We start from the raw sequence: 20,177 nt of genomic DNA on the forward strand, positions 1-20,177 counted from the left end.
AGTCCGTAACCGGCGATCAGCGACACGATCGCGTACGAACCATGCACGCGGCGATGGACGCCGGCGACCGCCTTGAACAGCGCGGCCGGGTCGAGATCCAGGCCCGTCGTCGACAGTTGCAGCTCGTGCGCGAGCACGTTGAGCAGTACCTCGCTGTCGGAATTGGTGTTGATGTGCCGGCGATCGTTCCGGAACATCTCGTCCTTCAGCTGCTTCCAGTTCGTCAGGTTGCCGTTGTGCGCGAGGACGATACCGAACGGCGCGTTCACGTAGAACGGCTGCGCTTCGGCCTCGCTCGACGCGGAGCCGGCCGTCGGATAACGCACCTGGCCGATCCCGGCCGTACCCGGCAGACTGCGCATGTTGCGCGTGCGGAACACGTCGCGGACCATGCCGTTTGCCTTGTACATATGGAAATTGCTGCCGTCCGCCGTTGCGATGCCCGCTGCGTCCTGACCGCGATGCTGCAGCAGCAGCAGGCTGTCATAGATCAGCTGATTGACCGGGGAATGGGAGATAACACCTACGATGCCGCACATGGCATGGTCCTTCAAGGATACAAAAACGGTTCCATCCTGCCCGGCCGCCCCGTCAGATCAGACGTGTACGTACTGGGCCATGCCGTCAGGCAGGAGCGATTTCAGCTCATGCACGCCCTGCTCGGCAATCGGACGTAAAAGCGCATTGCGCCAGAATTCCTGTTTGGGCAGCTCGGTCAATCCGGCTGCGGCGACCAGCAATACCACCACCACCGCACCGCGCACCAATCCGAACATCATGCCCAGCGATCGATCGATACCGCCAAGGCCCGTGACCTGCGCGACCCGCGACAACAGCGCGTTCGCAACACCGGCGACGAACACCACGCCGATCACGACCAATCCGAACGAGAGCACCCACTGCGTCAATGTGCCGCCCGGCCAGTTCACCGGGATGTACGGCACTACATATCCGACGTAGCGGCTCGCGATCGCGATCGCCGCGATCCAGCCGATCAATCCGAAAACCTCCGATACGAAGCCGCGCCACGCACCGCGCAACGCCGACAACACAATCACCGCCAATACAGCGTAGTCGAAAGCAGTCAGCATCGTGCGTTATTGGCTCAACCCTGCTTCACGCACCTTCGCGATCGCGGCGGACGCCGCCGCGCGATCCGCGAACGGACCGGCCCGCAACTGGGCCGCGGTGGTGCCGTCGGCCTGCTTGCGATGCTCGACATATGCGGGCACGCCCGCCGATTTCAACTGTTCCGCCCAGGATCGGGCCGTCGCGTCGTCCTTGAACGAACCGAGCTGCACCGCGAAGCGCGCACCGGCGGGCGACGACGGGGTCGCCACGTCGCCGCCGTCCGTGTCGGCATTGGCGACGTCCGTGGACTTCGGTGCGGCGGGCTTCGGTGTCGCAAACTTGGCCGAGGCGGCCGGCGCAGCCGATGCGGCCGGCTTCGGCGCCGGCTGCGGTGCAATGCTTGCGGTAGTCGTGTCGGAATTCGACGCCGGCATGGCGGCGCCCTTGACGGCATGCTTCGCTGCGGGTGCAGGCGCGGCGGCCATCGTACCGGACGCGGGCGGCTCGTCGTGCGCGACGGCCGCCTGCACGTCGGACGCGTCGTCCTCGCGCACTGCGGCAGTCTGCCGCGCCGGCCGGCTCGGGATATCGATCGAGATGTCGTCGGTCACCGGCTTCGGGTGCGAGTCGAGCACCAGCGGCAGCACGATGACCGCGGCCACCACAAGCGCGATCGCGCCGACGAGGCGGCGGCGGGCGCGTTGCTTTTCTGGAAGGGTCGGATCGAGGAGAAGCGCGTCGCTTTCCGGACGCTCGGTGCGGCGCGAGCGCCGCTCGACGCGTTCGGTGCGAACATTCCGGGTCGTCCCGGTGCGAGCGCCGCGCCGCGGGGGCGCGTCGTCGTCTTTTTTGCCGAACGAGAAAATTCCCATGAATGGCTGAGTCCGAATCTGCCCGTCAGTGTTGCTGCGATTTACGATAGGCCATCACGCCGGCCACCGTATGGAAACTGCCGAAAACGATAATTCTATCATTCTCCGACGCTCTTTCTAACGCATTGCGGAATGCCTCGGCCGGCGACGCGAACCGGGTCACGCTGCTGTCCGCGTCGTCCTCGACGCCCGCCTTGCGCAGCGCGGCCTCCAGCTGAACCGCGCTGGCCGCCCGCGGCAACGGCAGATCGGTCACGCACCAGTGGTCGATCTCGCCTTTCAGATGCTGCAGCACGCCCTCGATGTCCTTGTCGTGCATGGCGCCGAACACCGCATACGTATACGGGAAAAAGCCCATGTTGCCGAGGTTCTGCGCAAGCACGGCGGCCGCATGCGGATTGTGCGCGACGTCGAGCACGATCGCCGGCTTGCCCGGCAGCACCTGGAAGCGGCCCGGCAGCTCGACGTTCGCGAGCCCGAGGCGGATGTCCTGCGCCGACACCGGCAGCCGCTCGCGCAACGCCTCGAGTGCGGCGAGCGCCGCCGACGCATTGATCAGCTGATTCGCGCCGCGCAACGCCGGATACGCGAGAGACGGATAGCGCTTTTCGCGGCCGATGTAGCTCCACTGCTGACGCTCCGCGTCCGGCTGCGGCGCGTAGCGGAAGTCACGCCCGACGAGCCACAGGTCGGCGCCGATCGCTTCCGCATGGTCGATCAGCGTCTGCGGCGCGGCCGGGTCGCCGCAGATCGCCGGCTTGCCCGGCCGGAAGATCCCGGCCTTCTCGAACGCGATCTGCTCGCGTGTGTCGCCAAGGTATTCGGTATGGTCGATGTCGATGCTCGTGACGATCGCGCAATCGGTATCGACGATGTTGACCGCGTCGAGCCGGCCGCCGAGACCGACCTCGAGTATCACCGCATCGAGCCCGCGCGAAGCGAACAGATGCAGGATCGCCAGCGTCGTGAACTCGAAGTAGGTCAGCGAGACCGGCTCCGGCAGCGACGTGCGGGCGGCCTCGACCGCCTCGAAGTGCGGCAGCAGCGCGTCGTCCGCGACGGCCTCGCCATTCACCCGCGCCCGCTCGTTGAACGTGAGCAGGTGCGGCGAAGTGTGTCAGCCGACCTTGTAGCCCGCGCGCACGAGGATCGTTTCGAGGAAGGCACAGGTCGAGCCCTTGCCGTTGGTGCCGCCGACCGTGATGACCGGGCACGCGAATTCGAGGTTCAGCGCCGCCTTGACCTGGCCGATGCGGGCCAGGCCCATGTCGATGCCGACCGGGTGCGCGCGCTCCAGGTGAGAGAGCCACGCGTCGAGAGTGGGAAAAGTGCTCATCGGATCAAATCGTGAATCGAAACCCTACGCCGAAAAACGAAGCGCGCCGCTTGGCAACCGGGCCAAGCAGCGCGCAAGCGACAGACGCGCCCGACGCGGAATCAGGCCAGCGCGTCGGCCGGCTGACGCTGCAGCAGCGCGAGCAACTGCGCGATTTCGTCGCGCATCTTGCGACGATCGACGATCATGTCGACCGCGCCCGTCTTCACCAGGAATTCGGCGCGCTGGAAGCCTTCCGGCAGTTTCTCGCGCACGGTCTGCTCGATCACGCGCGGGCCGGCGAAGCCGATCAGCGCCTTCGGCTCGGCAATCACGACGTCGCCGAGGAATGCGAAACTGGCCGACACGCCGCCCATCGTCGGATCGGTCAGCACCGAGATAAACGGCAGCTTCGCCTCGGACAGCTTGGTCAGCATCGCGGTGGTCTTCGCCATCTGCATCAGCGACAGCAGGCTTTCCTGCATCCGCGCGCCGCCCGAAGCGGTAAAGCAGATGAACGGCACCTGCTGCTCGAGCGCGTTCTGCGCGCCGCGCACGAAACGCTCGCCGACGACCGAACCCATCGAGCCGCCCATGAACGAGAACTCGAAGCACGCGGCAACGACCGGCAGCGTATGGATCGCCCCGCCCATCACGACCATCGCGTCGGTTTCGCCCGTGTCTTCCATCGCTTCCTTCAGACGATCGGGATACTTGCGGCTGTCCTTGAACTTCAGCGTATCGACCGGCAGGATTTCCTGGCCGATCTCGTAACGGCCTTCCGGATCGAGCAGCCCGTCGAGACGCTCGCGCGCGCCGATCCGCATGTGGTGATCGCACTTCGGGCAGACGTGCAGGTTCGCGTCCACGTCGTTGCGATACAGCACGGCCTCGCAGGACGGGCACTTGATCCACAGGCCTTCCGGAATGCCCTTGCGGCTTTTCGGGTCGGTCTGCTTGATCTTCGGCGGCAACAGTTTGTCGAGCCAGCTCATCGTATGAATTCCTGTTCCTTGGCGGACCGGGGCATGCGCCCGGGCCCGCTCCATCATCTAATTGATTGCGTTTATGCGGCCGTCTTGCCTGCGCCGTCCAGCGCGGCGCGCAGCTCGGCGATGAATGCCTTGAGCGCGGCAACGGCGTCGTCCGGCGCGGCCTCCTCGAGAAGCTGCACGAGACGGCTGCCGATCACGACCGCGTCCGACACCTCGGACACCGCACGCGCCGTTTGCGCATCGCGGATGCCGAAGCCGACGCCGACCGGAACCGGCACACGCGACTTGATGGCCGGGATTTTACCTGCAATGTTCGAAACATCCAGATTTCCGGCGCCGGTCACACCCTTGAGCGACACGTAATACACGTAGCCGCTCGCCATCTTGCCGACTTCGGCGATGCGCTCGTCGGTCGACGTCGGCGCAAGCAGGAAGATCGGATCGATCTGCGCGGCACGCATCTTCTCGGTGAAAACCGTCGCTTCCTCCGGCGGGTAATCGACGACCAGCACGCCGTCGATGCCTGCCGCCTTCGCTTCCGCGGCAAACGTATCGACGCCCATTCGCTCGATCGGATTCGCATAGCCCATCAGCACGACGGGGGTTTTCGCATCGCGCTCGCGGAAGCGCTTCACGTCGGCGAGCACGCTCCTGAGCGTCACGCCGCGCGCGAGCGCGCGCTCCGACGAACGCTGGATCACGGGGCCGTCCGCCATCGGATCGGAGAACGGCACACCGAGCTCGATCACGTCCGCGCCGCCCTCGGCAAGCGCGTGCATGAAATCGACGGTCCTGGCAGGATCGGGATCGCCTGCGGTGATGAACGGGATCAGGCCCTTGCGGCCTTGCTCGGCGAGTGCTGCGAAGGTCTGCTGGATACGGGACATGGCAATTTTCCTGTGTCGATCCGGTGTTGGCGCTTTAGCGCCTGCTCCGGGTCCATGCATAGATTGGTTCGCGATCGGGCGGCCCGGATGTCAGGCACACGCCTGCGCGGCGAGCGCAGTCACGCGCTCGTGCGCGATCGCGCAATAACTTTCATTGATCTCATAGCCGACGAAGTCGCGCCCCTGCCGCGCACAGGCCACCGCGGTCGTACCGCTGCCCATGAACGGATCGAGCACGCGGCCGCCCGGCGGGCAGCTCGCGAGCACCATCCGCTCGATGATCTCGAGCGGCTTCTGGGTCGGATGATCGACGCGCTCGGCATGCTGCCGATGCAGGCGCGAAACCGACCAGACGTCCTTCGGGTTGTAACCCATCTCGAGCCACTTGCTGCCTTCGAACAGCTTGCGGGAGCGGGCCTTCTTCGTTTCGGCGTCGTACGGGATGCGCACCGGATCGAGATCGAAGTAATACGCTTTCGACACCGCGAAAAAGCCGATGTTGTCATGCACCGACGTGAAGCGGCGCGTCGTACCGCCCATGCTCGGCACGCGGCGATCCCAGATGATCTCGTTGACCATCGTCAGCCTCGTTTTCAGAAAGCTGAAGATCTCCGGCGCATACTGCCACGTGCAGAACACGTACATCGACCCGCTCGGCTTGAGCTTCGGAATCGCGAGCTCGAGCCATTCGCGCGTCCAGGCGAGATGATCGTCGCCCGAGCGCTTGTCCGAATCGTTGCCGTAATCCTTGCCGAGCCCGTAGGGCGGATCGGCGACGATCAGGTCGATCGACGCGTCCGGCAGGTTCGCGGCATCGCTCAGGAAATCGCGGTTGTGCAGTTCGATACCCGCAGGCAGCACGCGGGGCGCGGCGACGGCAATTTCCGCCACTTCCGCTTCGCCCGCGGTGCCGCCCGCCAGCTCTTCGATCAGAGTGCGCATCGGCGGACTGTCAGAGCGCGATGCCCGATCGCTCGGCGACCGTGTGCATGTCCTTGTCGCCGCGGCCCGACAGGTTGACGAGCAGGATTTTGTCCTTCGGCAGCGTCGGCGCGAGCTTGACCGCATACGCGATCGCGTGGCTCGATTCGAGCGCCGGGATGATCCCCTCGATCCGGCAGCAGTCGTGGAACGCCTTCAGCGCTTCCTCGTCGGTGATGCCGACGTATTCCGCGCGGCCGCTGTCCTTCAGCCACGCGTGCTCGGGGCCGACGCCCGGATAGTCGAGGCCCGCCGATACCGAGTGCGTCTCGATGATCTGGCCGTTCTCGTCCTGCAGCAGGTAGGTCCGGTTGCCGTGCAGCACGCCCGGGCTGCCGGCGATCAGCGACGCCGCGTGATGGCCGGAATCCAGGCCGTCGCCCGCCGCCTCGACGCCGATCAGCTTGACCGACGCATCTTCGATGTACGGATAGAAGATCCCCATCGCATTCGAGCCGCCGCCGACGCATGCGATCACCGCGTCGGGCTGACGACCGGCCAGTTCCGTCATCTGCACCTTGCACTCGTCACCGATCACGCGCTGGAAGTCGCGCACCATCATCGGATACGGATGCGGGCCCGCGACCGTGCCGATGATGTAGAACGTGTTTTCGATGTTCGTGACCCAGTCGCGCATCGCTTCGTTCAGCGCATCCTTCAGCGTGCGCGAGCCGGACTCGACCGGCACGACCGTCGCGCCGAGCAGCTTCATCCGGTAGACGTTGGCCGCCTGGCGACGCACGTCCTCGGCGCCCATGTAGACGACGCACTCCATCCCGAAGCGCGCGCAGATCGTCGCGGTCGCGACGCCGTGCTGGCCCGCGCCCGTTTCGGCGATCACGCGGCGCTTGCCCATCCGCTTCGCGAGCAGCGCCTGGCCGATCACGTTGTTGATCTTGTGCGCGCCGGTGTGATTCAGGTCCTCGCGCTTCAGGTAGATCTGTGCGCCGCCGAGCGTGTCGCTCCAGCGCTGCGCGTGATAGATCGGCGACGGACGGCCGACGAAATGCTTCAGCTCGCGCTCGAATTCCGCGACGAAATCAGGGTCGTTCTGGAATGTCGCGTAAGCGGTGCGCAGCTCGTCCAGCGCATGAACCAGGGTCTCGGCGACGAATGTGCCGCCGTAAGGGCCGAAATGGCCGCGGTCGTCAGGAAGGTTGTACATGGTGTCACTCTCGATCGGCCGGTGCGCGTTCCCGCTCGGGACGCCGCGCACCGGTATGCATCACCCGGCGTCCGCCGCGCGCACTGCGCGCACGAACGCCGCCATCCGGGCGTGATCCTTCACGCCCTTTGCGCCCGGCACTTCGATGCCACTCGAGACATCGACAGCAAACGGACGCAGCTGACGGATCGCGTCACCGACGTTTTGCGCGTTCAACCCACCACTCAAAACGGCCCGACGCGCGAGCTCTGCAGGAATAAGTGACCAATCGAAGACCTTGCCGCTGCCGCCATAGTCCGGCACAAGGGTGTCGAACAGGAGACCGCGCGCTTTCGAATATTGAAGTGCCGATTCTACCAAATCGGCCGATTGCGTCGAGGGGCCCACGCGCACCGCTCGCAGCCACGGCAGGCGCGCGGCCCGGCCGAGCGCTTCGCACTGCGCGGGCGTCTCGTCGCCGTGGAATTGCAGCAGCGTCAGCGGCACCTCGCGAACCACCGCTTCGATTTCCTCGGCGGTCGCGTTCACGAACAGCCCGACGACCGACACGAACGGCGGCACGGCGCGCGCCAGTTCGGCCGCCTGCGCGACCGTCACCGCGCGAGGGCTTTTCGGGTAGAAAACCAGGCCGATCGCATCCGCACCGAGGGCCGCCGCATGCTCGACGTCCTCGGGGCGCGACAGGCCGCACAGCTTGATGCGCGTGCGCGGCGGCAATGCCGTCGCATCGGGCGCCGGCGTCGAAGAAAGGGCTTTGTCGGTCATGTTTGTCGGTCCAGATCGGCCCATACGCCACTCCACGGCACGCTGCCGAGTTGCGCGGGCGGGACGGCGAATTCCGCCGGATAGCCGACGTGAGCGAGATACAGCCCGTCGGCCATGAATGTCGGCGCCGCGCGGTTGCGGTCGCGCCCGGCCAGCACGTCCGCGATCCACGCGGCGGGATAGCGGCCGCGCCCGACCGCCACGAGGCAGCCCATCAGGTTGCGCACCATGTGATGCAGGAACGCGTTGGCCCGGAAGCGGAAATGGATGAAGTCGCCGGCACGCCGGATATCGATTTGATACAGGTGTTTGACCGGCGTTTTCGACTGGCATTCCGACGAGCGGAAGGCGGAGAAATCGTGCTCGCCGATCAGGTGCGCAGCCGCTTCGCGCATCGCGTCGTCGTCGAGCGGCGTATGGATCCAGCCGGCCCGGCTGGCCAGCATCGGCGAGCGCACCGGATGCACATACAGGGCGTAGTAATAGGTTCGCTCGAATGCCGAGAAACGCGCATGAAAGGCGTCCGGCATCGGCTTGGCCCACTGCACCGCGACCGTCGACGGCAGGAACGCGTTGGTGCCGCGCACCCAGGAGAAGTCGGCGCGATCCAGCGCCGTGTCGAAATGCACGACCTGGCCCAGCCCATGCACGCCGGTATCGGTGCGGCCGGCGACCGTCGTGTGCAGCCGTGTCTGGGCAAATTCGGCCAGTGCGCGCTCGAGCGCGTCCTGGACGGTCTTGCCGTGCGGCTGCGATTGCCAGCCGCAAAACGCCGCGCCATCGTATTGAATGCCGAGCGCAATCCGCATCACGACTCGTCCGCCAGTTTCGTGAGCAGCGCGCGCGCGTCGTCACGCGTCGCCGCATCGTTCGATTCGACCACTTCCTGCAGCAGCGTCCGCGCACCTGACAGGTCGCCCAGTTCGATGTATTCCCCCGCGAGGTCGAGCTTGTTGCGCGCGATGCGCGCCAGCTCGTCCGGTGTGAACGCGGGCAACACGGCGCTCGGCGCGGCCGGCAGATCGAGATCGAAATCGAGTTTCAGCGCACCGAATTGGGCCGCGCCAAGCGGCGGGCGGACGAATTCGGTGGCGGCCGCCGCGTTTTGGCCGGCGAGCGGCGACGTTTCAACATCCTCGATCAGGTCGTTTTCTTGCTCTGCGGAATACATTGCAGGCGTCTCGCCACCCGCAACTGGCGGATGCGAAGTGACTTGACCGTTAGTTGCTTTTTTGTCGCCAGATAAAAGGCCTGCCGATTCCGGCGATGCGTGCTGCGTCGCCGATGATCCGAGCGACGTCCGCGGCGGCAACGGCAGATCGAGGCTGTCGAGCGCGACGATCGCATTCTGCAGATAGACGTTCTGCTGAGCGACCTCGGCCGGCATGACGGACTCGTCCGATTTGGCATCCGCAACGACGTCCGCGCGGGACGGCGCGTCGGCCACGGGTTCCGGCGCCCCGCTCCGCTCCGACTCATCGGCGCCCGCGGCCGCAGCTGCGGTGGCCATTGCGGCAGCCGCGCCTGCAACGGTCGCATGAACACCGGCAGCCGTGTCGCGCGCGAGCGGCGTCTCGGGCTGCGGCAGCGGCGCCTGCGAAGCGGGGCGCCCCGCTTCGCCGTTGTCCGCCGCGGCTGTCACGTCACGCTCAACCGAAAATTCATCGCCTGCGCGCCGGGCGTTCCGGCGCTTGCGCCACACGAAACCCGCCAACAGCGCGACGAGTGCCGCGCCAATCGCGGACGCGGCACGCCAATCGATCCGCGCGACATCGACCGGCCAGGATGGCTCGGTGGCCGGCGCAGCCGGACGCGCGGGCGCAGTCGTCGGCTGAACCGCACTTGCGATATCGCTGGTCGCCGTGGCCGCGCTGGCCGACGCGCCCGCCTCATTCGCGGCCGGCCGAGACAGCGTCGCTGTCTGCGCGCTGCCGATATCCGCTGCGGTGCGATCGGTCGCAGCGGGCTTTCCGATCCCGTGCTTCTGCAGTTCCATCAACACGCGATTCTTCAGCGCCAGCAGCTGCTGCAGGCTGGATGGCCGCGGCTGCGATGCTGGCCGGGCCGGCGCGGCGTGCGCGCCAACGGCGGCGGACGGCTCGACGGCCGTCATGCTGCCCGGCATCGACGGCGCAACTGCATCGCTTGCAGAGGCCGGCCCGGGCTGGATCGCGCCGCTCCATACATGCGGACCGCTCGCCCCGGTCGACGGCGAGGCCGGCTGGTTGCCGTTTGCGGCGGAAGCGCCAGCCTGCGCCGAAGCGCCGGCGGTCATCGCCGCATTCGCATCGCTTGCCGATGAGGCATGCGCTGCCGGCACCGACGTCGAAACGGAGGCCGAGGTAGACGCTGCCGACGCCGGATGCACCGACGACCCGGCATGCGCCGCAGACGCCGCACCACCCAAAGCCGCCGTTGTTCCGGCCGCTGCGTGTTGCGCGTGCACCGCCCCCGACGCAGCGATCGGCGGCACCGTCAGCGTCGCCCCGAGCCTCAGGCGGCTCGGATCATGCTTCATGAACGCTTGCGGATTGGCGTCAAACAGCGCTCGCCCGACCCGCGCGAGAACGACCGGATCGCGCGACTGCGTGACCGCGAAGGCGATGTCGTTGAGGGACTGGCCTGGCCGGACCGTGATGGCGAGTGGCGCGGCTGGCTCGGCGGCTGCCGCGGTCTCGCCTGCGCCGACTGCCCAAACCGATGCGGCAGCGCCCAGGACAATGACTGCCAGTGCGCCGCGAACCGCAAGCGACGGGCGCGACTGACGCGGAAACGTAGAAATTCGGGACATCGTTGGCTCTATCGCCGCACAGATGCGCGGCTCGGATTCGCGTTTGGAAAGATGCAAAAATCGTCGCAAAAATGCAAAAGCGTCGCGTAAAACGCGACGCTTTTGGTCTGTCTGCGCGTCGTAACCGCGTAGTTTACTTCACGAGACCCGATTCCGGCCGAATTCATCGGCGAACGACGGGCCGCCGGACAGGTGCGGCGCCCTTTCCCGCTTCCCGCCCTCGCACCCGGACGTCGACACTCCCCTTCCCACGCGAGCTGCCGCGCGCCTCCCTACCGCCGTCGGCCGCACATCAGCCGGGCGTCGAACCACGTAATTTGCCAATATTAAGCAAGCAATTAACGAAATTCCCTACGACAGACTCCCGACAGGAACGAATGCTCTGACATAGACTCCGCGTCGCATTCACTCCTCGTGCCAAAGGAATCGATGCAAGAAAGCCCCGGCCGCATCAGCGGCTCGGGGCTTTCACGTTTTGGGCACCAGGTCGGCGGTCATGCGCAACAGGCACTGGCCTTTCGCTCCCGCCTCGCCGACCCAAGGTCACGCAGCGTCGAGCGTTGCCGGCCCGGCGTCCGCGCGCTTGCTTACTTGTCGAGCAGGATGCGCAGCATGCGGCGCAGCGGCTCAGCCGCACCCCACAGCAGCTGATCGCCGACCGTGAACGCCGATAGATATTCGCCGCCCATCGCCAGCTTGCGCAGGCGGCCGACCGGCACCGTCAGCGTGCCCGTCACCTTCGCCGGCGACAGATCGTGCATCGATGCTTCGCGTTCGTTCGGCACGACCTTCACCCAGTCGTTCGACGAAGCGAGGATGCCGTTGATCTCGTCGAGCGGCACATCCTTCTTCAGCTTGATCGTCAGCGCCTGCGAATGGCAACGCATCGCGCCGATCCGCACGCACAGGCCGTCGACGGGGATCGAGCCCGGCTCGCCCATTGCCGGCTTGCCGAGAATCTTGTTGGTTTCCGCGCCGCCCTTCCACTCTTCCTTCGACATGCCGTTGCCAAGATCCTTGTCGATCCACGGAATCAGCGAACCCGCGAGCGGCACGCCGAAGTGGCTGGTCGGCATCGAATCGCTGTTCATCGCGGCCAGCACGCGGCGGTCAATGTCGAGGATCGCCGACGCCGGATCGGCGAGCTGTTCCTTCACCGCGGCATTCAGCGTGCCCATCTGCGCGAGCAGTTCGCGCATGTTCTGCGCGCCCGCGCCCGATGCGGCCTGGTAGGTCATCGCCGTCATCCAGTCGACCAGGTTCTCGCGGAACAGGCCGCCGAGCGCCATCAGCATCAGGCTGACCGTGCAGTTGCCGCCGACGAAGTTCTTCGTGCCCTTGACGAGCGCATCCTTGATCACGTCGAGGTTGACCGGGTCGAGGATGATGACCGCGTCATCGTTCATCCGCAGCGACGATGCCGCATCGATCCAGTAACCGTTCCAGCCGGCCGCGCGCAGCTTCGGGAACACTTCGTTCGTGTAGTCGCCGCCCTGGCAGGTGATGATGACGTCGCACTTCTTCAGCTCGTCGACGTTGGTCGCGTCCTTGAGCGTGGTCTCGTTTTTCGCGAACGACGGCGCCTTGCCGCCCGTGTTGCTGGTGCTGAAAAACACCGGTTCGATCAGGTCGAAATCGCCCTCTTCCTGCATGCGCTGCATCAGGACGCTGCCGACCATGCCGCGCCAACCTACGAGACCTACGTTCATGACTAACCCTTTGACTGGAGCTTCCCCGCCATTTCCGCCCCCGGCGTGACCGCGCGGGGAAACAGGCGGGCACGACGGACGATCAGCGTTTAATGATCGTTTTCGTGGTAATGGTTTTCGTGATGACGATGGCGCGCATACCCGCACGGGCAGTGTTGCCGTGGAGTTTCAAGACCGGGGAGATCAGGGAAATCAGCGCCATCGTTTGAGTCTACACAAAGCTGGTTGGCCGCACAACGGCAAAATCGGTACGGCCGACCGGGCGCAAACGGGGCTGGCCTGCATCGCGTTCGCGCCCTTTACTGAGGCCTTACAGCGCCGCGACCACCGCGTCGCCCATCGCCGCCGTCCCGACCTGCTTGCAGCCCGGCGTCGCGATGTCGCCCGTGCGATAGCCCTGCTCGAGCACTTTTTTCACGGCCGCCTCGATGCGGTCGGCCTGTTCGGCGCGATTCAGCGAGTAGCGCAGCATCATCGCGGCCGAAAGAATCGTGGCCAGCGGGTTGGCGATGCCCTTGCCGGCGATATCCGGCGCCGAGCCATGCGACGGCTCGTACAGACCCTTGTTGTTCTTGTCCAGCGATGCGGACGGCAGCATGCCGATCGAGCCGGTCAGCATCGATGCCTCGTCGGACAGGATGTCGCCGAACATGTTGCCGGTCACGATCACGTCGAATTGCTTCGGCGCCTTCGCAAGCTGCATGGCCGCGTTGTCGACATACATGTGCGACAGCTCGACATCTGCATACGCCTTCGACACGTCGATCATGATGTCGCGCCAGAACTGCGATGTTTCGAGCACGTTCGACTTGTCGACCGACAGCAATTTCCTGCCGCGCTTTTGCGCAGCCTGGAACGCGACGTGCGCGATGCGGCGCACTTCCGGTTCCGAATAGCGCATCGTGTCGAAGCCCTCGCGCGCACCGGCGAACGGACCGTCCGGCGCCTGCCGGATGCCGCGCGGCTGGCCGAAGTAAATGTCGCCGTTCAGTTCGCGCACGATCAGGATGTCGAGACCCGCGATCAGTTCCGGCTTCAGCGGCGATGCGTCGACGAGCTGCGAATAGCAGATCGCCGGGCGGAAGTTCGCGAACAGTTCGAGATGCTTGCGCAGGCCGAGAATCGCCTGCTCGGGACGCAGCGCGCGCTCCAGCGAGTCGTACTTCCAGTCGCCGACCGCGCCGAACAGGATCGCGTCCGCTTCCTTCGCGAGCTTGAGCGTCGCATCGGGCAACGGATGACCGCTCGCCTCGTAGCCGGCGCCGCCGACCGGCGCCTCTTCGAGTTCGAACGATTCTCCGAGTGCGTTCAGCACCTTCACCGCTTCCTTGACGATTTCCGGACCGATGCCGTCGCCCGGCAGCACTGCAATCTTCATGCGTTATTCCTGACTGGGTAAGGAGTGAATTCTGGACCGTGGATGCATGCCGCGCGAGCACGCATCCGCATGGCGCGGCGTGTTCAGCCGACCAGCTTGTTGTCGAGCCACGGCTGCTTCGCGAGGCGCTCGGCCTCGAATTCGCGGATCTTGTCCGCGTGACGCAGCGTCAGCCCGATGTCGTCGAAGCCGTTCAGCAGACAGTACTTGCGGAAGGCCGCAACCTCGAACGGATATTCGCGGCCGTCCGGCGCCCGCACGACCTGATCGTTCAGGTCGATCGTCAGTTGATAGCCGTTGAACGCATGCGTCTCGTTGAACAGGTGATCGACCTGCTGCTCGGTCAGCACGATCGGCAGCAGGCCGTTCTTGAAGCAGTTGTTGTAGAAGATGTCGGCAAAGCTCGGCGCGATCAGCGCGCGAAAGCCGTACTGCTGGAGCGCCCACGGCGCATGCTCGCGCGAGCTGCCGCAGCCGAAGTTCTTGCGCGCGAGCAGGATCGATGCGCCCTGGTAGCGCGGCTGGTTCAGCACGAAATCCGGATTCAGCGGACGCTTCGAGTTGTCCTGGCCCGGCTCGCCATGATCGAGGTAACGCCATTCGTCGAACGCGTTCGGGCCGAAGCCGGTGCGCTTGATCGACTTCAGGAACTGCTTCGGGATGATCGCGTCCGTGTCGACGTTCTCGCGATCGAGCGGCGCCACGACGCCGGTATGCACAATGAATTTTTCCATGATCCGTCTGTCCGGTTGAAGGGCGGGCAGGCTGCCGGCGCCCATCGACAAAGGCGCGGTAGCCCGGTTAATCGGCCGCGCGCTTGAGTGCGTTGCCCGCTGCACTGACGTCCTGGCCGAAGCCCGCGACCGTGTTGCAGCCCGCCAGGCTGAAAAGGGCGCCCGTCATGGCCAGCGCGGCGGCCAGGCGCACGATGTTCTTTGCCGTCACGTGTTACCCCAGCTTGCGAATGTCGACGAAATGGCCTTCGATGGCCGCGGCAGCCGCCATCGCCGGGCTGACGAGGTGCGTGCGGCCGCCCTGCCCCTGCCGGCCTTCGAAATTGCGGTTCGATGTCGACGCGCAACGCTCACCCGGCTCGAGACGGTCGGCATTCATCGCGAGGCACATCGAACACCCCGGCTCGCGCCATTCGAAGCCCGCTTCCGTGAACACCTTGTCGAGCCCTTCGCGCTCGGCCTGCGCCTTCACGAGACCCGAACCCGGCACGATCATCGCGAGGCGCACGTTCGGCGCGACACGGCGACCGAGCTTCTTCACGACGAATGCGGCGGCGCGGATGTCCTCGATCCGCGCGTTCGTGCACGATCCGATGAAGATCTTGTCGACCTTGATCGATTCGATCGGCGTATTCGGTTCGAGGGCCATGTAAGCCAGCGCACGCTCCATCGCATCGCGCTTGACCGGATCTTTCTCGCGCTCGGGATCGGGCACACGGCCGTCGATCGACGTGACCATTTCCGGCGACGTGCCCCACGTGACCTGCGGCACGATCTCGGCGGCATTCAGCTCGACGACGCGATCGAACTGCGCGCCCTCGTCCGACTTGAACTGGCGCCAGTATTCGACGGCCTGATCCCATTCCGCGCCGGCCGGCACGAACGGACGGCCCTTGAGGTAGTCGATCGTCGTGTCGTCGACCGCGACCATGCCGGCACGCGCACCCGCCTCGATCGCCATGTTGCAGACCGTCATCCGGCCTTCCATCGTCAGCGCGCGGATCGTCGAGCCGCCGAATTCGATCGCGTAGCCGGTGCCACCCGCGGTGCCGATCTTGCCGATGATCGCGAGCACGATGTCCTTCGCGGTGCAGCCGCGCGGCAGATGACCCTCGACCTTCACCAGCATGTTCTTGCTCTTTTTCTGCAGGAGCGTCTGGGTCGCGAGCACGTGCTCGACTTCCGACGTGCCGATGCCGTGCGCGAGCGCGCCGAACGCGCCGTGCGTCGACGTGTGCGAATCGCCGCAGACGATCGTCATGCCCGGCAGCGTCGCGCCCTGCTCCGGCCCGATGATGTGCACGATGCCCTGACGCACGTCGTTCATCTTGAACTGGGTGATGCCGAAGCTGTCGCAGTTCGAATCGAGCGTATCGACCTGCAGCTTCGAGACCGGATCGGCGATGCCTTCGCGGCGATCGGTGGTCGGCACGTTGTGATCGGACACCGCCAGGTTCGCGCTGATGCGCCACACCGGACGATGCGCGAGCTTCAGCCCTTCGAACGCCTGCGGGCTCGTCACTTCATGCAGCAGATGACGATCGATATAGAGCAGCGCCGTGCCGTCTTCCTCGGTGTGGACGACGTGGGAATTCCACAGTTTGTCGTAGAGAGTCTGTGCCATGGGTATGCGGGATCGTGATGACTACAAGCCTTGCGGATGCGATCGATTATGCCACGCAGATGCCGCAACGGCGCATCGCCGAGACGAAAAAACCCATTAAAAACAGCAGCTTGGGTGGTAGTGGCAATACCTGTATCGGCATTACCCGGCAAATGCGCCTGTCCGATTCGATTCAAAGCGGAATCGCGCGGCAGGCGCGGGCGCGCCCCGCAGTCAGTCGGCCGCCTCGCGCATCAGCCGCATCAGCTGCTCGCGCAGCCACTGATTGCCCCGATCCTGGCCGACACTGCGATGCCAGTAACAGTGGTATTCGAGGTCAGGCACCTCGAACGGCAGTTCGAGGATGCGCGCCGGATAACGCTGCAGCAGCCTGAGCGGCGCCGTCAGCGCGAGATCGCTGCGCATCGCGATCAGCGGTGCAACCATATAGTGCTGGACGCGCATCTGGATGTTGCGGCGCTGCCCGAGACGCGCGAGTTCCGTATCGACGTGGCCGCTGCCCTTGCGGCGACTCGACACGTGGATATGACCCATCGCGAGATAGTCGGTCATCGACAGCGCATGGCCCTTGAACGGGTGGTCATGACGGATCATGCACGCGTAGCGGTCACGCATGAGCGGCGCCTGATGCAGATGCGGATCGTCGATCAGCGGCGCGTCGATCGCGATGTCGACGGCGCCGTTGGCGAGCGCGGTCGGCACTTCGCCGCGATCCGTGTAGTAGCTGCGCACGTTCACGCCGGGCCCGTGCCGCTGCAACAACTCGCCAAGCGCCGGCAACATCAGCGCCTCGGCCAGATCGCTCATGCTCAGCCTGAATACGCGCTCCGACGACGCCGGATCGAACACGTCCCCTTCGTAGACGCTGGAGTCGAGCAGCTGCAGCGCCTCGCGCACGCGGCCGATGATGTTCTCCGTCATCGGCGTCGGCATCATGCCGGCCGGCGTGCTCACGAACAGCGGGTCGTTCAGCGTTCTGCGCAGCCGGGCCAGCGCGTTGCTGACCGCCGGCTGCGTAATGCTCAGCACTTCGGCCGCGCGCGTCAGGTTGCGTTTGTTGTAGATCGCCTCGAATACGACGAACAGATTCAGATCCAGCTTCGACAAGCCCATCGCGGTGCCTCCTCGCCGGCATCTTACGGCGCGTACCGTCCAGGCGTCTACGCTCGGCCCCGGTCTCGCATTTGCGCCGGGCCGCGCGCGCCGCCGTCGCGGCGGCGGGTACGACGATCAGGCGCGCGGCGGCACGGTCAGGTAGGCCGCGGTCGCGCCGGGCGTGCTGTCCTTGATCTCCATCCGTGCGATTGCCTGCAGATGCACTTCGTCCGGGCCGTCCGCATAGCGCAGCGCGCGGCCCCAGGTCCAGTGATCGGCAAGCGGCGTGTCGGGACTGACACCCATCGCGCCGAACACCTGCATCGCGCGGTCGCAGACATTCGTATGCACGGTCGGCACGAGCGCCTTGATCATCGAGATCTCCTTGCGCGCGGCCTTCGCGCCGACCTTGTCGATCATCCACGCCGCCTTCAGCACGAGCAGGCGAGCCTGCTCGATTTCGATCCGCGAGCGCGCGATCCACTCGCCGATCGTGCCATGCTGGTTGAGCGTCTTGCCGAACGTCTGACGCGACTGCGCGCGGTCGAGCATCAGTTCCAGCGCCAGTTCCGCCGCACCGATCGAGCGCATGCAGTGATGGATCCGCCCCGGCCCGAGACGCGCCTGCGCGAGCGCGAATCCGCCGCCCTCCTCGCCGAGCAGATTGCGCGCCGGCACGCGCACGTTGTCGAACGTGATCTCGCAATGCCCTTCGGGCGCGACATGATTGAGCACCGTGATGTTGCGCACGACCGTCACGCCCGGCGTGTCGCGCGGCACGAGGATCATGCTCTGCTGCTCGTGCGATGGCGCATCCGGGTTTGTCTTGCCCATCACGATGAAGAGCTTGCAGTCCGGGTGTGCGGCATTCGTGATGAACCACTTGCGGCCGTTGATCACATAGTCGCCGCCGTCGCGCTCGATGCGGGTCGTGATGTTCGTCGCGTCCGACGACGGCACGTCCGGCTCCGTCATCGCGAACGCCGAGCGGATCTCGCCGCGCAGCAGCGGCTCGAGCCACTGCGCGCGCTGCTCGGGCGTCGCTAACATGTGCAGCAGCTCCATGTTGCCCGTGTCCGGCGCGTTGCAGTTGAACACCTCCGACGCCCACGACACGCGGCCCATGATCTCCGCGAGCGGCGCGTATTCGAGGTTCGTGAGGCGCGTGCCGGGTTCATCGTCCTTCAGATGCGGCAGGAACAGGTTCCAGAGTCCCGCCTCTTTCGCACGCGCCTTCAGATCCTCCATGAACGACACCGGATAACGGCCCGCATGGACCTCGTCGTGCCATTGCCGGATACGCGGCACGATCAGCTCGTCCATGAACGCGCGCACGCGGCGGCGAAGCTCTTCCACTTTCGGGGTATAGGCAAAATCCATGATCGTTTCCTCGATTCCGTTCGATCAGCAGGCAAAGACCCCGCCGTCGACGACGGCGGCCTGCCCGGTGAGACATGACTGTTCCTTTGCACACGCCGGCGCGGTAACGCGTTCGGGATCGCCGGCGCGCAGGTCGCCGGGCATGCGCCGCGCGGTCATCGCCGCCCGTTCGCGCGCCGTCAGCGCGCCGAAAACGCTTGCCGCGCCCGTGGCCATCACGATCTGCCCGACATCGCTGTCGATCTTCATTGCCGCCTCAGATCGTCAGGCCACCGTCGACGACGATGCATTCGCCGTTCGTATAGCTCGACGCGTCGGACACCAGATAGAGCACGGTGCCCGCCATTTCGCGCGGCTCCGCGTGACGGCGCAGCGGAATCTTTCCCATCCATTCCTTGTAGATCGACGGATCCTCGAACAACGCGCCCGCGAACTTTGTCTTCGTGAGGCCTGGCAACAGCGCATTGACGCGTATGCCGAACGGCCCGCATTCCTTCGCGAACGCCTTCGTCATATTGACGACCGCAGCCTTCGTGATCGAGTAGATACCTTGTCGGTCACCCGGCTGCAGCGCGTTCACCGACGCGGTGTTGACGATCGCGCCACCGCCCTGCGCCTTCATCATCCTGCCCGCCTCGACCGACATGAAGAAGTAGCCGCGAACGTTGACCTCCACGGTCTTCTCGTAAGCCGCGAGATCGGTATCGAGGATGTGGCCGAAATACGGATTCGCGGCCGCGTTGTTGACCAGGATGTCGAGGCGGCCATGCCTGCCGCGGATATGCTCGAACGTCGCGGCAATATCCTCCATCCGGCCGACGTGGCACGCGAGCGCCTCGGCCTGGCCTCCGGCGGCGACGATCTCGTCGGCGACCGCCTGACAGTCGTCGCGCTTGCGGCTCGATACGATCACATACGCGCCCTGCTCGGCGAGCAGTTTCGCGATTTCCTCGCCGATCCCGCGGCTCGCGCCGGTCACGAGCGCGATCTTCCCGGAAAGGTCGAACAGATTCGTTGTCATGCGTGTCTCCTCCATGTATTTGGGCGATGCCTGCCGCCAGACAGTCCTAGCGTTCCGCGTCGATCACGCGCACGGCCGCTTCGGCGAGCGGGCCCGCCATTGCGCCGACGCGCAGCGCCGCCGCGCTCGACGCGTTGCCCTTCAGCGCGCGCGACTTCACGCCCTGCACGATCGCCGCGAGCCGGAAAAAACTGAAGGCCAGATAGAAATGCCAGTCGCGGATCGGCTCGATCCCGCGCAGCGCGCAGTAGCGCGCGACGATCTGCGCTTCCTGCGGCACGCCGAGGGCGTCACGATCCTGGCCGGCGAGCCCCGGGATATGTCCGTCCGACGGCAGCCGCAGGCACATGCAGAAATACGCGAGATCCGCGAGCGGATTGCCAAGCGTCGACAG

The 20,177-nt window shown here is 65.7% G+C and carries 20 protein-coding genes and 3 pseudogenes; 1 reads left to right on the forward strand and 22 read right to left on the reverse strand.

The features are described 5' to 3' along the window. The 11 genes and pseudogenes from KH616_RS08570 to KH616_RS08620 all read right to left on the reverse strand — a co-directional run. A pseudogene (locus KH616_RS08570) lies at nucleotides 1-539 on the reverse strand (amidophosphoribosyltransferase); the annotation flags it as partial. 57 nt (nucleotides 540-596) lie between these two features. Beyond that, the gene (locus KH616_RS08575) at nucleotides 597-1,091 is read right to left on the reverse strand and encodes a CvpA family protein (RefSeq protein WP_292241788.1); all 495 of its coding nucleotides are present in this window, start codon (nucleotides 1,089-1,091) and stop codon (nucleotides 597-599) included. A 6-nt stretch (nucleotides 1,092-1,097) separates the two neighbouring features. Further along, entirely contained in the window at nucleotides 1,098-1,943 is an 846-nt protein-coding gene (locus KH616_RS08580; protein WP_292241790.1) for an SPOR domain-containing protein, read from the reverse strand. 25 nt (nucleotides 1,944-1,968) lie between these two features. Continuing rightward, nucleotides 1,969-3,279: pseudogene (gene folC / locus KH616_RS08585) on the reverse strand (bifunctional tetrahydrofolate synthase/dihydrofolate synthase). A 101-nt stretch (nucleotides 3,280-3,380) separates the two neighbouring features. Then, nucleotides 3,381-4,253: an acetyl-CoA carboxylase, carboxyltransferase subunit beta gene (accD, locus tag KH616_RS08590; RefSeq protein WP_292241792.1), complete on the reverse strand. Its 873-nt coding sequence runs from the start codon at nucleotides 4,251-4,253 to the stop codon at nucleotides 3,381-3,383. 71 nt (nucleotides 4,254-4,324) lie between these two features. After that, nucleotides 4,325-5,140, reverse strand: coding sequence for a tryptophan synthase subunit alpha (trpA, locus tag KH616_RS08595; protein ID WP_292241795.1), 816 nt, complete (start codon nucleotides 5,138-5,140; stop codon nucleotides 4,325-4,327). 90 nt (nucleotides 5,141-5,230) lie between these two features. Further along, nucleotides 5,231-6,082, reverse strand: coding sequence for a site-specific DNA-methyltransferase (locus KH616_RS08600; RefSeq protein ID WP_292241798.1), 852 nt, complete (start codon nucleotides 6,080-6,082; stop codon nucleotides 5,231-5,233). A gap of 10 nt (nucleotides 6,083-6,092) precedes the next feature. After that, nucleotides 6,093-7,286, reverse strand: coding sequence for a tryptophan synthase subunit beta (trpB, locus tag KH616_RS08605; protein WP_292241800.1), 1,194 nt, complete (start codon nucleotides 7,284-7,286; stop codon nucleotides 6,093-6,095). Nucleotides 7,287-7,346: 60 nt separating this feature from the next. Next, nucleotides 7,347-8,051 (reverse strand): phosphoribosylanthranilate isomerase, encoded by a 705-nt coding sequence (locus KH616_RS08610; protein ID WP_292241803.1) that lies wholly within the window; start codon nucleotides 8,049-8,051, stop codon nucleotides 7,347-7,349. Further along, nucleotides 8,048-8,860 (reverse strand): tRNA pseudouridine(38-40) synthase TruA, encoded by an 813-nt coding sequence (truA, locus tag KH616_RS08615; RefSeq protein ID WP_292241805.1) that lies wholly within the window; start codon nucleotides 8,858-8,860, stop codon nucleotides 8,048-8,050. The genes KH616_RS08610 and truA overlap by 4 nt, the downstream gene beginning before the upstream one ends. Next, nucleotides 8,860-10,326, reverse strand: a complete 1,467-nt coding sequence (locus KH616_RS08620; protein WP_366834285.1) for a FimV/HubP family polar landmark protein — start codon at nucleotides 10,324-10,326, stop codon at nucleotides 8,860-8,862. Before KH616_RS08620 ends, truA begins: the two co-directional genes overlap by 1 nt. A 234-nt stretch (nucleotides 10,327-10,560) precedes the next feature. Between KH616_RS08620 and KH616_RS25415 the strand changes: the two genes are divergently transcribed. Next, the gene (locus KH616_RS25415) at nucleotides 10,561-10,932 is read left to right on the forward strand and encodes a hypothetical protein (RefSeq protein WP_366834287.1); all 372 of its coding nucleotides are present in this window, start codon (nucleotides 10,561-10,563) and stop codon (nucleotides 10,930-10,932) included. Nucleotides 10,933-11,429: 497 nt separating this feature from the next. Here the strand turns inward: KH616_RS25415 and asd are convergent, their stop codons facing one another. The 11 genes and pseudogenes from asd to KH616_RS08675 all read right to left on the reverse strand — a co-directional run. Continuing rightward, a complete protein-coding gene (gene asd / locus KH616_RS08625; RefSeq protein ID WP_292241810.1) occupies nucleotides 11,430-12,551 on the reverse strand; it encodes an aspartate-semialdehyde dehydrogenase in 1,122 nt (373 codons plus the stop codon). 82 nt (nucleotides 12,552-12,633) lie between these two features. Continuing rightward, nucleotides 12,634-12,753, reverse strand: coding sequence for a 3-isopropylmalate dehydrogenase (locus KH616_RS08630; protein WP_292241812.1), 120 nt, complete (start codon nucleotides 12,751-12,753; stop codon nucleotides 12,634-12,636). 108 nt (nucleotides 12,754-12,861) lie between these two features. Beyond that, complete coding sequence (gene leuB / locus KH616_RS08635) at nucleotides 12,862-13,929, reverse strand: 3-isopropylmalate dehydrogenase (protein WP_292241814.1); 1,068 nt, start codon at nucleotides 13,927-13,929, stop codon at nucleotides 12,862-12,864. Nucleotides 13,930-14,012: 83 nt separating this feature from the next. Then, on the reverse strand, nucleotides 14,013-14,663 hold the full coding sequence (gene leuD, locus KH616_RS08640; protein WP_292241817.1) for a 3-isopropylmalate dehydratase small subunit: 651 nt from the start codon (nucleotides 14,661-14,663) through the stop codon (nucleotides 14,013-14,015). Between the two features lie 67 nt (nucleotides 14,664-14,730). After that, nucleotides 14,731-14,832 carry an entericidin A/B family lipoprotein gene (locus tag KH616_RS08645; protein ID WP_292241831.1) on the reverse strand — a complete coding sequence of 34 codons (102 nt, stop codon included), beginning with the start codon at nucleotides 14,830-14,832 and terminating at the stop codon, nucleotides 14,731-14,733. 45 nt (nucleotides 14,833-14,877) lie between these two features. Beyond that, nucleotides 14,878-16,287, reverse strand: a complete 1,410-nt coding sequence (gene leuC, locus KH616_RS08650) for a 3-isopropylmalate dehydratase large subunit (RefSeq protein ID WP_292241819.1) — start codon at nucleotides 16,285-16,287, stop codon at nucleotides 14,878-14,880. Nucleotides 16,288-16,500: 213 nt separating this feature from the next. After that, nucleotides 16,501-17,400, reverse strand: coding sequence for a LysR family transcriptional regulator (locus KH616_RS08655; protein ID WP_292241821.1), 900 nt, complete (start codon nucleotides 17,398-17,400; stop codon nucleotides 16,501-16,503). A gap of 117 nt (nucleotides 17,401-17,517) precedes the next feature. Further along, on the reverse strand, nucleotides 17,518-18,762 hold the full coding sequence (locus KH616_RS08660; RefSeq protein ID WP_292241824.1) for an acyl-CoA dehydrogenase family protein: 1,245 nt from the start codon (nucleotides 18,760-18,762) through the stop codon (nucleotides 17,518-17,520). Between the two features lie 24 nt (nucleotides 18,763-18,786). Continuing rightward, the gene (locus KH616_RS08665) at nucleotides 18,787-19,011 is read right to left on the reverse strand and encodes a hypothetical protein (protein WP_292241826.1); all 225 of its coding nucleotides are present in this window, start codon (nucleotides 19,009-19,011) and stop codon (nucleotides 18,787-18,789) included. 7 nt (nucleotides 19,012-19,018) lie between these two features. Then, nucleotides 19,019-19,783, reverse strand: a complete 765-nt coding sequence (locus KH616_RS08670) for an SDR family oxidoreductase (RefSeq protein ID WP_292241829.1) — start codon at nucleotides 19,781-19,783, stop codon at nucleotides 19,019-19,021. 46 nt (nucleotides 19,784-19,829) lie between these two features. Continuing rightward, nucleotides 19,830-20,177, reverse strand: a pseudogene (locus tag KH616_RS08675) (phosphotransferase family protein); the annotation flags it as partial.

The organism is Burkholderia sp. (assembly GCF_018375725.1).
Taxonomy (GTDB): Bacteria; Pseudomonadota; Gammaproteobacteria; order Burkholderiales; family Burkholderiaceae; genus Burkholderia.

What these genes read in the sequence shown, in the direction of transcription:
- KH616_RS08655 (WP_292241821.1), bottom strand. Translation starts at nt 17,400, where the DNA reads ATGGGCTTGTCGAAGCTGGATCTGAATCTGTTCGTCGTATTCGAGGCG.
- KH616_RS08600 (WP_292241798.1), bottom strand. Translation starts at nt 6,082, where the DNA reads ATGCGCACTCTGATCGAAGAGCTGGCGGGCGGCACCGCGGGCGAAGCG.
- KH616_RS08665 (WP_292241826.1), bottom strand. Translation starts at nt 19,011, where the DNA reads ATGAAGATCGACAGCGATGTCGGGCAGATCGTGATGGCCACGGGCGCG.
- KH616_RS08580 (WP_292241790.1), bottom strand. Translation starts at nt 1,943, where the DNA reads ATGGGAATTTTCTCGTTCGGCAAAAAAGACGACGACGCGCCCCCGCGG.
- KH616_RS08660 (WP_292241824.1), bottom strand. Translation starts at nt 18,762, where the DNA reads ATGGATTTTGCCTATACCCCGAAAGTGGAAGAGCTTCGCCGCCGCGTG.
- trpB (WP_292241800.1), bottom strand. Translation starts at nt 7,286, where the DNA reads ATGTACAACCTTCCTGACGACCGCGGCCATTTCGGCCCTTACGGCGGC.
- KH616_RS08620 (WP_366834285.1), bottom strand. Translation starts at nt 10,326, where the DNA reads ATGACCGCCGGCGCTTCGGCGCAGGCTGGCGCTTCCGCCGCAAACGGC.
- KH616_RS08670 (WP_292241829.1), bottom strand. Translation starts at nt 19,783, where the DNA reads ATGACAACGAATCTGTTCGACCTTTCCGGGAAGATCGCGCTCGTGACC.
- leuB (WP_292241814.1), bottom strand. Translation starts at nt 13,929, where the DNA reads ATGAAGATTGCAGTGCTGCCGGGCGACGGCATCGGTCCGGAAATCGTC.
- asd (WP_292241810.1), bottom strand. Translation starts at nt 12,551, where the DNA reads ATGAACGTAGGTCTCGTAGGTTGGCGCGGCATGGTCGGCAGCGTCCTG.
- KH616_RS08610 (WP_292241803.1), bottom strand. Translation starts at nt 8,051, where the DNA reads ATGACCGACAAAGCCCTTTCTTCGACGCCGGCGCCCGATGCGACGGCA.
- accD (WP_292241792.1), bottom strand. Translation starts at nt 4,253, where the DNA reads ATGAGCTGGCTCGACAAACTGTTGCCGCCGAAGATCAAGCAGACCGAC.
- KH616_RS08630 (WP_292241812.1), bottom strand. Translation starts at nt 12,753, where the DNA reads ATGGCGCTGATTTCCCTGATCTCCCCGGTCTTGAAACTCCACGGCAAC.
- KH616_RS08575 (WP_292241788.1), bottom strand. Translation starts at nt 1,091, where the DNA reads ATGCTGACTGCTTTCGACTACGCTGTATTGGCGGTGATTGTGTTGTCG.
- leuC (WP_292241819.1), bottom strand. Translation starts at nt 16,287, where the DNA reads ATGGCACAGACTCTCTACGACAAACTGTGGAATTCCCACGTCGTCCAC.
- KH616_RS08645 (WP_292241831.1), bottom strand. Translation starts at nt 14,832, where the DNA reads ATGACGGGCGCCCTTTTCAGCCTGGCGGGCTGCAACACGGTCGCGGGC.
- leuD (WP_292241817.1), bottom strand. Translation starts at nt 14,663, where the DNA reads ATGGAAAAATTCATTGTGCATACCGGCGTCGTGGCGCCGCTCGATCGC.
- KH616_RS25415 (WP_366834287.1), top strand. Translation starts at nt 10,561, where the DNA reads ATGCTTCATGAACGCTTGCGGATTGGCGTCAAACAGCGCTCGCCCGAC.
- truA (WP_292241805.1), bottom strand. Translation starts at nt 8,860, where the DNA reads ATGCGGATTGCGCTCGGCATTCAATACGATGGCGCGGCGTTTTGCGGC.
- trpA (WP_292241795.1), bottom strand. Translation starts at nt 5,140, where the DNA reads ATGTCCCGTATCCAGCAGACCTTCGCAGCACTCGCCGAGCAAGGCCGC.